The following is a 13456-nucleotide window of genomic DNA, read 5'->3' as shown; positions in this document are numbered from 1 at the left end:
CACCCAATGAATCTGGTACAGAATTTAGCAATAGAAACAATTGGCAAGTTTGCCGACAACAACAATATTTTTTATATTTAACGAAGTCTTTTAGGCTTCGTTTTTTTTATTTAAAAATTTGAGATATGATTAAGCTTTCACGCGTCTCTACAGAAAGTATAGAGAAAATATTACAAGAAGCGCAGCAGTTTGCTGAGGGTAAAATAAGTAAGATTAAAGGCGATGTTTTCGCAGCGAATCTCTTTTTTGAGAATAGTACGAGAACTAAAACAAGCTTTGAAGTGGCTCAGAAAAAACTGGGACTTCAGGTCATAGATTTCGAAACAGACAAAAGCTCTATCGCAAAGGGGGAAACAATGTTGGATACGATCAAAACATTGGAGGCCATTGGTGTGGAAGTTGCAGTTATCAGACACTCAGAAAAACGTTATTATGATGCGTTGAAAGATGCTAAGCTAAGTATTATAAATGCTGGCGACGGTGTAGGAAGTCATCCTTCACAGGCGGTTTTGGATGCGCTGACAATCATTCAGGAATTTGGAAAAATCGAAGGTCTTAAAATCGGAATTGTAGGCGATGTGAAGCACAGCCGAGTTGCGAATTCTGATGCTGGACTGTTCAGAAGATTGGGTGCGAAAGTTTATTTTTCAGGGCCAGAATTCTGGTTTGATGAAGGAATGCTGGTCAACGGAACTTACATGCAGTTCGATGACCTGGTAAAAGAAGTGGATGTTTTGATTCTGTTGAGAATCCAGCACGAGCGTCATGAGAGAAACTTCAATTTCAAATCGGAAGATTATCTGAAGAAATTCGGATTGACAAAAGAAAGAGAAGCGAAAATGAAACCGACATCCATCATTATGCATCCGGCGCCGATCAACAGAGGGGTGGAAATCGATTCAGAATTAGTTGAATGTGAAAGGTCGAGAATCTTCAAGCAAATGCAGAACGGCGTTTTTGCGAGAATGGCAATCCTTAAATTTGATTTGGAAAACAAAGGATTCAAATTCATCGACTCCAAAAATTAAAATATTGATTCACGCTTTCGGGCGTGTTTTTTTTGAGTAAAAATCTAAAAGTAAGTATTTAAACTGTCACTCTGAGCTTGTCGAAGAGTCTGACGTTTGATAAAATTTAAAAATGAAAAAGAAATTAATATTAGAATCCGGCGAAGTTTTTCATGGAACGGGATTCGGGGCAGAGCAAGACACTGCTGGAGAAGTGGTTTTTAACACGGGAATGACGGGTTATCAGGAACTGATTTCCGACCCAAGTTATTGCGGACAAATCGTTTGTATGACTTATCCTTTGATTGGAAATTACGGCATCAACCGTGATGATTACGAAAGCATCGAACCGGCAATCAAAGGTTTGATTGTGAAAGAATTATGCGATTTGCCATCTAATTTCAGAACTCAAATCACTTTGGACGAATTGTTCCAAAAGAAAAATCTATCAGGAATCTCCGGAATCGACACCAGAAGATTGACAAGAATCCTTAGAAACAAAGGCGTTGAAAAAGGCAAAATCGTCAATGCAGATGCAGACGAAAAAGCTGTAATCGAAGAACTAAAGGCGACTAATTTTCCGACCAATCAAGTAGAGCAAGTTTCAACAAAAACGCCTTACGCCAGTCCGGGAAGAGGATTGAAAGTTGTCTTGGTAGATTTTGGGTCCAAATTGGGAATCATCCGCGAATTGTCTCAAAGAAACTGCGATATCATCGTAATGTCCCACGATACAACTGCCGAGGAAATTCTTCTGATGAATCCGGACGGCATAATGCTTTCCAACGGTCCCGGCGACCCGGAAGATAATGCGGAGGCTTTGGTAATGATTCAGAAATTGTTGGGAAAAGTTCCGATTTTTGGGATTTGTTTAGGCCATCAATTGATTGGTCTGGCTTGTGGAGCAAAAACTTACAAACTGAAATTCGGACATAGAGGTGGAAATCATCCTGTTTTGGATTTAGAGAAAAACAAAGTTGCAATCACTTCGCAAAATCATGGTTACGCGATTGACCAGGAATCTTTGAAAAATACAGATTTGGAAGAAACCCATATCGCTTTGAATGACCGAACCAATGAAGGTTTGAAACACAAAATTCATCCTTGTTTCTCAGTTCAATACCATCCGGAAGCAAGTCCAGGCCCGGAAGACGCGAATTATCTTTTTGATGATTTCATCACTTTGATGGAGGATTTTAAGAAATAAATTTAATTAAAACTTTGCTGCTATAAGCTAATAAGTCTTAAGTAGGCAGTGACAAAAGCAAAGTAGACAGTTACAAGAGTATAGTAGACAGTCAGAAGAGTTAAATAGACAATTAGAAGATTTGAGTATACAGTCAGAAGAGTTAAGTAGACAATCAGAAGAGTTAAGTAGACAATCAGAAGACTTAAGTAGACAGTCAGAAGACTTAAGTAGATAGTCAGAAGAGTTAAGTATACAATCAGAAGACTTAAGTAGATAGTCAGAAGAGTTGAGTAGATAATCAGAATAGTTGAGTAACAATCAGAAGAGCTAAGCATATAGTTTCAATTGTAGAGCTGTCAAAATCAAGAAAAAATAAAAAATCTTCCGACTTCTGTCATCGGATTTCGGACAAAAAAAGTAAAAATGAAAAGAAAAGATATACAAACCATTTTAGTAATCGGCTCAGGTCCAATCATTATTGGTCAGGCTGCGGAATTTGATTATTCGGGAACACAGGCTTGCCTTTCTTTGAAGGAAGAAGGCTACAAAGTGATTTTGATCAATTCCAATCCTGCGACGATTATGACAGATGTAGAGATTGCCGACAAAGTTTATATTGAACCGATTTCTTTGGAATTCGTTTCCAGAATCATTCGCAAAGAACGTCCGGATGCGCTTCTTCCGACTTTGGGAGGACAAACCGGACTGAATATGGCGGTTGAATTACAGAAATCCGGAATTCTTGAAGAATGTAAAGTGGAAGTTTTAGGAACGAAGCTTTCAGCAATCAATCAGGCGGAAGACAGAGATTTGTTCCGTGAACTGATGCGAGAACTAAACGAACCGGTTCCCGAATCTGACATCGTAACCACAGTTCAAGGTGCTTTGGATTTTGCAGACAGAATCGGTTATCCTGTGATTGTTCGTCCTGCTTTTACAATGGGAGGAACTGGTGGCGGAATTGCTTCTACTGAAGCAGAATTAAAAGAAATTGCTGAATTAGGATTGAAACATTCGCCCGTAACACAATGTCTGATTGAACGGTCAATTGCAGGATTCAAGGAAATCGAATACGAAGTAATGCGAGATTCTAACGACAACGCCATCGTGGTTTGTAATATGGAAAACATCGACCCGGTTGGTGTTCACACAGGAGATTCTATTGTGGTGGCGCCTTCGCAGACGCTTTCTGACAGAGAATATCAGTTGTTGAGAAACGCTTCTCTGAAAATCATCAGAGCTTTAGGAATCGAAGGTGGATGCAACGTTCAGTTGGCATTAGACCCACATTCTTTTAATTATTATATCATCGAAGTTAATCCTAGAGTGTCGCGTTCATCAGCTCTGGCGAGTAAAGCAACCGGTTACCCTATTGCAAAAATCGCGGCGAAAATTGCAGTTGGTCTGACATTGGACGAAATCAAAAATCCGGTAACAGGAACTTCTTACGCTTGTTTCGAACCAGCTTTGGATTATGTGGTGACTAAATTCCCAAGATTTCCTTTCGATAAATTCGAAACCGCGGACAGAAGATTGTCAACACAAATGAAAGCCACTGGTGAAGTAATGGCAATCGGAAGAAACTTCGAAGAATCATTGCAAAAAGCCATTCGTTCTTTGGAAACAGGATTGAGACATCTTGGACTTAAGAAAAAACAAGCGGATGCTTTGACCGATGAGGAAATCGAAAGAAGAATCCGGGTTTGTGATGACGAAAGATTGTTCATCATCGGTGATGCCTTACGAAGAGGTTACGATTGGGAACAGATTGTGGAATGGAGCAAAATCGATAAATTCTTCATCTGGAAAATCAAAAAACTGATTGACTTCGAAACAACAATCAAAGAAAATAAATTCAACAAAGAAATTCTTCTTGAGGCTAAAAAATTAGGTTTCGCCGATTTGAATATTGCTCATCTTTGGGAAACCACTCAGAAAGAAGTGTTCCAGTTCAGAAAAGATAACGGAATAATGCCAGTTTACAAAATGGTGGACACTTGCGCCGCTGAATTTGAATCCGAAACACCATATTTCTACGGAACTTATGAAGAAGAAAACGAAAGCGTAGTTTCTGAAAAAGAAAAAATCATCGTTTTGGGTTCTGGTCCAATCAGAATTGGTCAAGGAGTTGAGTTTGACTATGCAACGGTACATTCGGTTTGGGCGATTCAGCAGATGGGTTACGAAGCGATTATCATCAACTCCAATCCGGAAACCGTTTCCACAGACTTCTCTATTTCTGATAAATTATACTTCGAACCTTTGGCGGAAGAAGATGTGATGAACATCATCGAACTTGAAAAACCAAAAGGCGTTGTGGTTCAGTTTGGAGGACAGACAGCGATTAATCTGGCAGATAAATTGGCTGCTCACGGCGTTCAGATTTTGGGAACTTCTCTTGAAGATTTGGACAGAGCAGAGAACAGAGATAAATTTGAAAAAGCACTTCAGGATTTAGGAATTCCGCAACCGCTTGGAAAAACTTCGACTTCAAAAGAAGAAGCAATTGTGATTGCCAACGAAATCGGATATCCTGTTTTGGTTCGTCCGAGTTATGTTTTGGGAGGCCGTGCTATGGAAATCGTTTACAACGAGAAAGAACTCGCTCATTATATGGAAAATGCGGTGGATGCCAGTCCGGAACATCCTGTTCTGATTGACCGTTACCTGACCGGAAAAGAAGTGGAAGTGGATGCGATTTCTGACGGCGAAACAGTAGTGATTCCGGGAATTATGGAACATATCGAAAGGGCAGGTGTTCACTCCGGAGATTCGATTGCAGTTTATCCGCCTCAGACTTTGACGGAAACTCAAATCAAAACATTAGAAGATTATACGATAAGATTAGCAAAAGGTCTGAATGTCATTGGATTAATGAATATCCAGTACGTGATTTCCAACGGCGAAGTTTTCGTCATCGAAGTGAATCCACGTTCGTCCAGAACCGTTCCTTTCTTATCGAAAATCACGGATGTTCCGATGGCAAATCTGGCAACCAAAGCCATTCTCGGATCGTCACTGAAAGATTTAGGATACAAATCCGGATTGGTTCCTAACAAGGAAGGCGTTTATGTGAAAGTTCCGGTTTTTTCTTTCAGTAAGTTAACGAAAGTAGATATCTCTCTAGGACCGGAAATGAAATCGACCGGAGAAGTAATGGGGAAAGATTTGACGTTGGAAAAAGCTTTGTACAAAGGCTTAATCGGCGCTGGAAGAAAAGTTCCGACTTTCGGAGCGATTCTCTTCACAGTGGCTGATGCGGACAAAGAAGAAGCTTCTGAATTGGCAAAACGTTTCAACAACGCTGGTTTTCGAATCTGGGCAACGGAAGGAACGGCGAAATTCTTTGAAGAAAAAGGAATTCAGACGAAAATCGGTTATAAAATTGGGGAAGAAGATGTGAACTTGATCGATTTGATTCAGAAAGGAAAAGTACAATACGTTGTTAATACGATGACGAAAGGCAAACAGTCTGAAAGAGACGGTTTCCAAATCCGAAGAATGTCCGTAGAAAACGGCGTTCCTTGTCTGACGTCAATGGACACGGTGGAAGCAATTCTGAAAGTGATTGAAAGTATGACGTTTAAGATGGAAGCGATGTAAATTCAAATTCAGATAAAAGTAAAAAGCGAAAGATTTATTCTTTCGCTTTTTTATGGATATTTTTCACTCATTTCGTTGAGGAAAATATTAACTTCTGTATGTTCGGAATAAGGTCGTTCTTTTATTTTGGAAAGACTTTCTTTTTGTTCTTCGGAAAGTTTGAAATTGAGATTATCTTTGTTTTCGTCAATTTCAGATAAATATGCAGAAATCCTTTCAAGAACTTCTTTTGGAACAGTTTTTAATTTGTCTGTAATTTCCTGATATAGAGTTTGATCAGAAATGTCCATCATTGATATTTTTATCAAAGTTAGAAAATCATTATAATATGATAATTTAAAATTGTACTTTTAATCCAAATAAAAATCTATGAAAGTATCACACATTTTATCTCTAGGGATTTTCTCAACACTATTGTTTTCCTGCGCTACTGTTCATGACAGATTGAATACAGGAACCATTGTAAGAGACTGTACAGGAACATATTTGAGAGTTGCTGAGAATGAAGATTATCTGGTTTGTAATGCCGAAATTCTGGAATCTAAAAAGGATGGCGAGAAAGTATCTTTGGTCTATGATAATACGGATAAATGCCCGGAAAGAGACGGCAAAATTATGTGTATGATGTATCACGAGAACAAAGGAATGATTAGAGTCAAAAGCGTAAAATAAATCTTGAACATTATAATAAAACCTCATATTTTTATGAGGTTTATTTTTTATGAATAGCTATGATTCAGATTTTACTTGGGAATTTAGATTGGGAAACAAGAAAATTAAAACGAAATGAATTTCTCAAAACTTCCGGAACGATTGATACAAATGTGTATTTTGTAGAAGAGGGAAGTATCCGGATTTTTATCGAAGATGAAAATGAGGAACGGATTATCAGGTTTGGTTATCAAGGCAATATTATTGTTTCGCTGGATTCTTTTTTGTCAGGTAAACCTTCGGAGTTTTATATCCAGGCGATTAAAGCTTCAACTGTCAAAATAGCTTCTAAAAAAGATTTTTATGAACTTATCAATTCCAGCAATGAGAATCTGAAATTATGGAATTCGATTCTGGAAGATTTGGTTTTACAACAGATTGAGCGTGAAAAAGATTTGCTGTACAGTTCGCCTAAAATTCGATACGAAAGAGTTCTGAAACGAAGTCCGAAATTGTTTCAAAAAATCCCTAATAAATACATTGCTAATTATCTCAGGATGTCGCCGGAAACCTTGTCGAGATTGAAAAAATCTTGACTTCAATCAATCTTTTTATCAATGAAGTTTTAGACTTTTGTGAAAAATTTTGACGATGACAATTCCAATTATTCAATTACTTAACGAACTTAAAATCATTACTGAAAATAATATCGAATTTGCCAAATCACTGCAGAATCAAAGTAATGAAACACTGAATTTCAGAACATCGGAAAATAGCTGGAGTGTTTTGGAATGTTTGGAACATCTTAATTTTTACGGTCAATTCTATCTTCCTGAAATCGAAAACCGAATCAATGAAAGTCGCTTTTCCGCAAAAAAGCCAGATTTCAAAAGTGGAATTTTGGGTAATTATTTTGCTAATATGATGCTTCCGAAAGAAAAGCTCAATAAGATGAAAACTATGAAAATGGCCAATCCGATTCATAAGAAATTGGACAAATCGGTTATTGAAGAATTTATCAATCAGCAAAATAAAATGCTCGAATTGCTGGAAAAAGCAAAAACCATTGATTTGGAAAAAACCAAAACTTCAATCAGCATTTCAAAGTTGATAAAGCTGAAATTAGGCGATACTTTTCGATTCGTTATTTACCACAATTTGAGACATGTCAGACAAGCCGAGAGTGTTGTGAAAAATATTTAAATTACCTTTTCAAAAGATTAATACTCACTGTGGCCAATTCAGAATCCGGGAATTTTTTGAAAAGATTGGTGTCCGGTTCTAGTCCTGATTCTTTACAAATCCTGTGAAATACATCGACTTCTACAATGTACTGATCAGAAAATCCGTGTGTGGCGTCATAAGCTGTTGCAGCTGTCAATCCCAGGTTTTTGGAAGTGATTTCCGGTGAAAGCGTATGCAGTTCAATTAACAACAGTCCGAATTTTTCTACATAAGGTGTCCATTTTTTGAGATGATTCAGAAGATTTTCCTCCACATCTTTGTTGGATAATCGTTTTCCACGGAACACAAAAGCGCCGGTTGATGTGCTGATTCTATTGCTATTAGTTTCCAATACGTCTTCCCAAATCCTGTTGTGGTCAAGGAATGTCCTGATGTTTAACAAATCTCCTAATCCAATATTATAATCTGAATGTAAATCTTCCGCCAGCTGTTTCGGATTTCCAATGTCGCCCCAAATCACTTTTGCCCAGATGTCATTCTTGATCAGATTGGCTCTTGTCACTTTCAGCGCAGCCTGGTTATAATCTGCACCAACCAGAAACAAAGGATATTCTTCCAGGTGTTTTCCTCGCAGAGTCTGTCTTTCGATGATCTCATAAAGATGTTGCAAAAGCGTTCCGTTTCCGCAGCCCATATCAAGGATTCCTTTCGGTTGTTCTTCCAAAGGACGATTGAAAATCTCGATGATAAACTCATCAATCACTTTGAAATAGGTCAGATGTGCGCCACCGCTTCCCCAGACATTCATTTCACGGTTCACATGGATCTCATCTTCCCCGTCTTCGATTTCTCTGATTTCTGAAGCTTTCCCGAAAATCAATTGATTCAGTTTTGAAAACATCGGAAGATAAGAAACCGTTACGCCATAAGCCGTTGCGCGTCTTGCGAAAAATAATCCGGTTTCGGTGAACTGGAAGTTTTTCCCTTTCTTGGAAAACCAACCAAGTTCAGAAAGATAATCAAGGATTTTTCCAAAATATTCCGGGTTCTTATGGAATTCTTCTGCGCTGAAACTGGCCTCCATAAAGTACTTGTGGAACATTCCGCTCATCCCCAGTTTAATGATAATTGGCCCTATTAATGCACCTTCGATATGTTTTTGAATTTGGTAATTCAGAGAAGATTCGTCATCAATCTCATTCAGAAAAGATTTGTATTTCTCAAAAATCTGAATCCATTTTTTGCATAGATCTTCAGTCAATTCTTTTGAATTAATGACATCGTCATCTGCCAGGAAATTGGCTAAATCAACATAGATATTCTGATAAGAAAAAGCTTGTTCGGTTTTAGAATTCTTTGAGATTTTAATAATGTCAGATTGATTATCAAGCTGATAGTTCAAAAACCCCTGAGAAGCTAAAACACGTAAGGCCACATTCAGATAGCCTTCGTTAACCTCAAATTTTTTATCGATTTCGGAAAGTTCCAGATTGTCATTAGTTAAAATAAAATCCAAAACATTTTTCTTTGACAAAGCTGAAATCACTGGCGCTGTAACAATACCGTCCAAATGTCTGAAAATAGATTCACGAAGTTTTCTCTTGTCCATAAAACTGTTGATTTTCTGTTTTGGAAGATAAAAATTTTCCTTTAATATTGACAAAGAAAAAATACTTGTTCATTTTTCGGTTGTTGATTGGTTACGGAACATCTACATTTGTATCATTCAAGACAATCAATTATGGAATTGAGTAGCGAAATAATGTATCAGGCATCGTTTGAAAAGGATCCCGAATTCGAAGGGGTTTTTTGGATGGGTGTGAAAACGACAGGGATTTTCTGCCGGCCGACTTGTACTGCAAGAAAGCCAAAGCCTGAAAATGTCGAGTTTTTTAACAGTGCAAGAGATGCTATTTTGAAAGGTTACAGACCTTGTAAAGTCTGCAAACCGCTGGAAAATCCTGACGAAACGCCAATTGAAATTCAAAAATTAATGGATGAATTATCTGCAAATCCAAGTTTGAAATTCAAAGACGTTGATTTGGTTGAGCGTGGCTTACAGCCAGCGACAGTGAAACGCTGGTTTCTAAAGCATCACGGGATGACTTTTCACGCTTTCCAAAGATCATTCAAAATCAATTCGGCTTTCAAGAAACTACAGCAAGGCGAGACTGTTCTGGATGTAGCTTTGGAAAACGGTTATGAAAGCTTAAGCGGGTTCAATGAAAGCTTCAGATCAATTATCGGAACTTCTCCTAAAAATTCGAAAATGGAAAAAATTGTTGACCTCAAAAGAATTGAAACACCTCTTGGAACAATGATTGCCTGCGCCAACGAAAACGGAATCTGTATGCTGGAATTCTCCGACAGAAAATCCTTATCAAAAGAGTTTGAAGATATTTCGAAATATTTCAAAGCGAATATCATACAGGGCGAGAATCCTCACTTCAAAACTTTGGAAACAGAATTAGAAGAATATTTCGAAGGAAAAAGATTAGATTTTACAGTCCCGTTGGCACCGGTTGGTACCGATTTTCAGAAAAAAGTTTGGGAAATCCTCAGAACTATTCCTTACGGGACTACCAGAAGTTACCAGCAACAAGCCGATATTCTGGGCAATCCAAAAGCTGTGAGAGCAGTAGCCAACGCTAACGGACTTAATAAAATTTCGATTATTATCCCTTGTCATAGAGTGATTGGGACTAATGGAACCCTAACCGGTTATGGTGGTGGAATCTGGCGAAAGCAAAAGCTGTTGGAGTTGGAAAAAGCGATACTGTTTTAGAAGGCTTCGAGAATCTCAGCCTGACAATAATGTCTCGCAGATTAAACTGATTTTGCAGATTGATTAAAATCAGCTTAATTTGCTAAATCAGCAAGACCTTAAAATGAAAATTATAGAAGCAGAAGAATTAAAAAATATAGCCAACCTTTGGTTCAAGGCATTCAACGAGCAGAATTTAGATGATTTGCTTAGTCTGTATGATGAATCTGCACAGCATTATAGTCCGAAACTTAAAATCAGAGAACCCGACACAAAAGGTTTGATAAAAGGTAAAAATGCATTGAGGATCTGGTGGAAAGATTGCTTTGAAAGGCTTCCGACTTTGCAGTATGAAGTCAATAAGCTGACTGCGGATTCTGAACAGGTTTTTATGGAATATACCAGGAAAGTGATGGGCGAGGAAGATATGAAAGTAGGAGAGGTTCTGGAAATTAAAGATGGGAAAATTATATGTTCAAGAGTCTATCATGGCTGATATTTTTTATTTTTGAAAAAAAACAGGAATGAGATTTTCTATCCAACCAACTTTAGAGAACGACTTTGTAAGATTAGTTCCTTTAGAAAAGGATGATTTTGGACCATTGTTTGCTGTTGCTTCTGATCCGAAGATTTGGGAACAACATCCCAACAAGGACCGGTATAAAAGAGAGGTATTTCAAAATTTCTTTCAAGGCGCGATGGAAAGCCGGGGCGCTTTCAAAATCATTGAGAAAAATACCGGAGAGATTGCCGGCAGTACAAGGTTCTACGATTACAATTCTGAAGACAATTCCATATTCATAGGCTATACTTTTTATGCGACAAAATTCTGGGGTTCCAAACTAAATCCTCAGGTCAAAAGGCTAATGCTGGATTACATCTTCCAGTTCGTAGATAAGGTCAAATTCCATGTTGGTAAAGATAATATCCGCTCTCAAAAAGCCATGGAAAAATTAGGAGCGAATAGAGTAGATGAGGTTAATGTTGCCTATTATGGCGAACCGGAAAAGCTGAATGTCGTTTTTGAAATTACTAAAGAAGATTATCAGATATGAAAAAGTACAGAATCCAAGCCAGTCCTTTTATTGTTCCCACAACCGACGGAAAGTTAATCGAGGAGCATTGGGGTAATTCAACCAGAAATTCAGAGATCTCTATTGCTCATATGGTGGCACCGCCCAACTGGAGCGAACCGCATCAGACACCGGAATTTGATGAGTTTACGTTGATAATATCCGGGAAAAAGCATTTTGAGATTGATGGTGATTCTGTCATTCTGGAAAAAGGACAAAGCATTATGATAGAAAAAGGAGCCAGAGTCCGTTATTCTAATCCGTTTTATGATCCTTGCGAATATATTGCTATATGTCTTCCTGCCTTTTCGATGGATCTGGTGAACAGGGAAATGGATTGAATTATCACCATTACTCTACGGTAAGGATTATAGATTAATCTTTATACTGCTTACGGAAATTACCCGGGGTCTGGCCTGTCCTGCTTTTGAAAAACTTTGAAAAGTTAGACGGGTCATAGGTGAAGGTTCTTGCAATTGCAGCAATGGATATATCTGCTTTCAGTAGTATTTCTTTTGTCTTTTCTATGATTTTGAAATCGTAGAAATAACCGGGATGGTTTCCAAATTCACGTTGGATAATATCTATAAGGTGCTTATGAGAAATTGCAATCTCGGAAGCAATCTTGTTGAGCTCCATAAGATCAGTTGTTCTTGCAGAGATAACATCGTCTATATGCCTGTCCAGAAATGCTATATACTTCTCGGAGATTTCTTTACTCCTGCTTTTCTTTTGTTCTTCCATTCATATTGTGTTTTTTTAGAATTCAATAGATTTGTAGTTATACTATAAACATCTTTTTCCATCTGGCTACTGAGTTGCGGCTAAGACCGAAATGCCTGGCCAGCTGGATATTATTAAGATTATTTTTTTTCTGGTAGTCAAGAATATGGAGAATGTCTGACTTGTTGTAAGAACGGTATTTTTGACTGGGCTTTTGAGATTCTCCGAAGATCCTTCTGTTCAGTTCCAGGATATCTATCACGGAAAGATGCTTTTTAGCGAGTAGCCGCTCGCACTCCGCTATCTTTTCAGGATATTGCTTATCAAGTATATCCGAATAGATCAATTTGAAATCCGGTACTGCTTTTTTTATTCTTCGTGCTTTATGATCCATTTGTAGAGTGTCGTTTTGGGAATTTTGTAACGTTCTATCACCTCGTTTTTGGTCATTTCTTTAGAATTGATCCTTTGTAGTATGAAGTCGATTACTTCTTTGGTATAGATGTTCTTCCGGAACCTTGGTAGTTTTGCCTTACCCTGTTGCTGTTCTTTCTTTTTCTCAGCCGCAGAAGTAGGGGCATACAACATGAGGTGCTGAGAATATAATCTGAAAAAATCATATTCCAGCAGCTTGCTCCATTTCAGCAGGATGTCTGTGGAGAGATCCTGCTGTTCATACATATTGTGCACGTCCTTATCTGTGCAACTTAAAAAATTGCATATCCGTTCAATATCGGTATTGTTTTCCTCGACCCTGGTTTTTATCATCTGGCCGATGTGGATGTCTTTAAAATTCATATATATTTTGAATGTATTAGTTTATGGTCTTCATTTGTAGCATCGGTACAATAATAATATCAAACTTGTCAATACTATCATTGGAGATCCTTCGACAAGCTCGGAATGACATTGCCTTGTCATGTTGAGCGAAACGCAGTGAAGTTGAAATATTTACGTTTTGCTTGTTCGTTTTTCTTGTTAGAGATCCTTCGATTCCGCTACGGAACTACGTTCGCAAACTTCGTTACAAGCTGTGCTTGCTCCTCATTTGTACTCAGGATGACATTGCCTTGTCATGTTGAGCAGAGCGCAGCGTCGTCGAAACATCTCTTGTTTATGATAGGCGCTTCTTCTTCGGCTTCACTCAGGGTGACAATCCCTTCTATGGCTTCCAGAAGCTCCATACAGTTCCGTTATAGACTGCAAGCTGTTTTTTTGTGGTGTCATAGGCCATCATTCCAGGTGCAGGGTTGATGATATT

At 38.1% G+C, this 13456-nt stretch carries 15 protein-coding genes and 1 pseudogene; 11 read left to right on the top strand and 5 right to left on the bottom strand.

The features are described from left to right. Positions 1-125 precede the first annotated feature (125 nt). The 3 genes from QOL71_RS12330 to carB all read left to right on the top strand — a co-directional run bounded on the left by QOL71_RS12330 (position 126) and on the right by carB (position 5799). The gene (locus QOL71_RS12330) at positions 126-1028 is read left to right on the top strand and encodes an aspartate carbamoyltransferase catalytic subunit (protein ID WP_283417211.1); all 903 of its coding nucleotides are present in this window, start codon (positions 126-128) and stop codon (positions 1026-1028) included. Positions 1029-1140: 112 nt separating this feature from the next. After that, complete coding sequence (locus QOL71_RS12325; protein WP_283417210.1) at positions 1141-2214, top strand: carbamoyl phosphate synthase small subunit; 1074 nt, start codon at positions 1141-1143, stop codon at positions 2212-2214. A 405-nt stretch (positions 2215-2619) separates the two neighbouring features. Beyond that, the gene (gene carB, locus QOL71_RS12320; protein ID WP_283417209.1) at positions 2620-5799 is read left to right on the top strand and encodes a carbamoyl-phosphate synthase large subunit; all 3180 of its coding nucleotides are present in this window, start codon (positions 2620-2622) and stop codon (positions 5797-5799) included. Positions 5800-5849: 50 nt separating this feature from the next. On the opposite strand, the gene QOL71_RS12315 is transcribed toward carB, so the two are convergent. After that, positions 5850-6092: a hypothetical protein gene (locus QOL71_RS12315; protein WP_283417208.1), complete on the bottom strand. Its 243-nt coding sequence runs from the start codon at positions 6090-6092 to the stop codon at positions 5850-5852. 76 nt (positions 6093-6168) lie between these two features. Here QOL71_RS12315 and QOL71_RS12310 point away from each other — a divergent pair, with 76 nt between their 5' ends. From QOL71_RS12310 to QOL71_RS12300, 3 genes are read left to right on the top strand one after another with little or no spacing between them, the layout of a single operon-like run. Further along, the gene (locus tag QOL71_RS12310) at positions 6169-6471 is read left to right on the top strand and encodes a hypothetical protein (protein WP_283417207.1); all 303 of its coding nucleotides are present in this window, start codon (positions 6169-6171) and stop codon (positions 6469-6471) included. 59 nt (positions 6472-6530) lie between these two features. Next, entirely contained in the window at positions 6531-7046 is a 516-nt protein-coding gene (locus QOL71_RS12305) for a Crp/Fnr family transcriptional regulator (RefSeq protein ID WP_283417206.1), read from the top strand. 55 nt (positions 7047-7101) lie between these two features. Further along, a complete protein-coding gene (locus QOL71_RS12300; RefSeq protein ID WP_283417205.1) occupies positions 7102-7653 on the top strand; it encodes a DinB family protein in 552 nt (183 codons plus the stop codon). A gap of 1 nt (position 7654) precedes the next feature. On the opposite strand, the gene QOL71_RS12295 is transcribed toward QOL71_RS12300, so the two are convergent. Continuing rightward, positions 7655-9244 (bottom strand): class I SAM-dependent methyltransferase, encoded by a 1590-nt coding sequence (locus QOL71_RS12295; RefSeq protein ID WP_283417204.1) that lies wholly within the window; start codon positions 9242-9244, stop codon positions 7655-7657. A 132-nt stretch (positions 9245-9376) separates the two neighbouring features. On the opposite strand from QOL71_RS12295, the pseudogene QOL71_RS17725 reads away from it, so the two are divergent. From QOL71_RS17725 to QOL71_RS12270, 5 genes and pseudogenes are all read left to right on the top strand, one after another. Beyond that, positions 9377-9574: pseudogene (locus QOL71_RS17725) on the top strand (Ada metal-binding domain-containing protein); the annotation flags it as partial. Between the two features lie 54 nt (positions 9575-9628). Further along, a complete protein-coding gene (locus tag QOL71_RS12285) occupies positions 9629-10420 on the top strand; it encodes a methylated-DNA--[protein]-cysteine S-methyltransferase (protein ID WP_379954197.1) in 792 nt (263 codons plus the stop codon). A gap of 103 nt (positions 10421-10523) precedes the next feature. Then, entirely contained in the window at positions 10524-10895 is a 372-nt protein-coding gene (locus QOL71_RS12280; RefSeq protein WP_283417203.1) for a nuclear transport factor 2 family protein, read from the top strand. A 28-nt stretch (positions 10896-10923) separates the two neighbouring features. Continuing rightward, positions 10924-11454, top strand: coding sequence for a GNAT family N-acetyltransferase (locus QOL71_RS12275; protein ID WP_283417202.1), 531 nt, complete (start codon positions 10924-10926; stop codon positions 11452-11454). Next, the gene (locus QOL71_RS12270; RefSeq protein ID WP_283417201.1) at positions 11451-11813 is read left to right on the top strand and encodes a cupin domain-containing protein; all 363 of its coding nucleotides are present in this window, start codon (positions 11451-11453) and stop codon (positions 11811-11813) included. Before QOL71_RS12275 ends, QOL71_RS12270 begins: the two co-directional genes overlap by 4 nt. A 34-nt stretch (positions 11814-11847) precedes the next feature. On the opposite strand, the gene QOL71_RS12265 is transcribed toward QOL71_RS12270, so the two are convergent. From QOL71_RS12265 to QOL71_RS12255, 3 genes are read right to left on the bottom strand one after another with little or no spacing between them, the layout of a single operon-like run. After that, positions 11848-12216, bottom strand: a complete 369-nt coding sequence (locus QOL71_RS12265; protein ID WP_283417200.1) for a helix-turn-helix domain-containing protein — start codon at positions 12214-12216, stop codon at positions 11848-11850. Positions 12217-12253: 37 nt separating this feature from the next. After that, on the bottom strand, positions 12254-12589 hold the full coding sequence (locus tag QOL71_RS12260; RefSeq protein ID WP_283417199.1) for a helix-turn-helix domain-containing protein: 336 nt from the start codon (positions 12587-12589) through the stop codon (positions 12254-12256). Further along, a complete protein-coding gene (locus tag QOL71_RS12255) occupies positions 12565-12993 on the bottom strand; it encodes a transposase (protein ID WP_283417198.1) in 429 nt (142 codons plus the stop codon). Before QOL71_RS12255 ends, QOL71_RS12260 begins: the two co-directional genes overlap by 25 nt. Positions 12994-13456 lie beyond the last annotated feature (463 nt).

Origin of the sequence: Epilithonimonas pallida, from assembly GCF_900182975.1 — a bacterium.
Classification (GTDB): domain Bacteria; phylum Bacteroidota; class Bacteroidia; order Flavobacteriales; family Weeksellaceae; genus Epilithonimonas; species Epilithonimonas pallida.
This window is presented reverse-complemented; position numbering and strand designations above follow the sequence as displayed.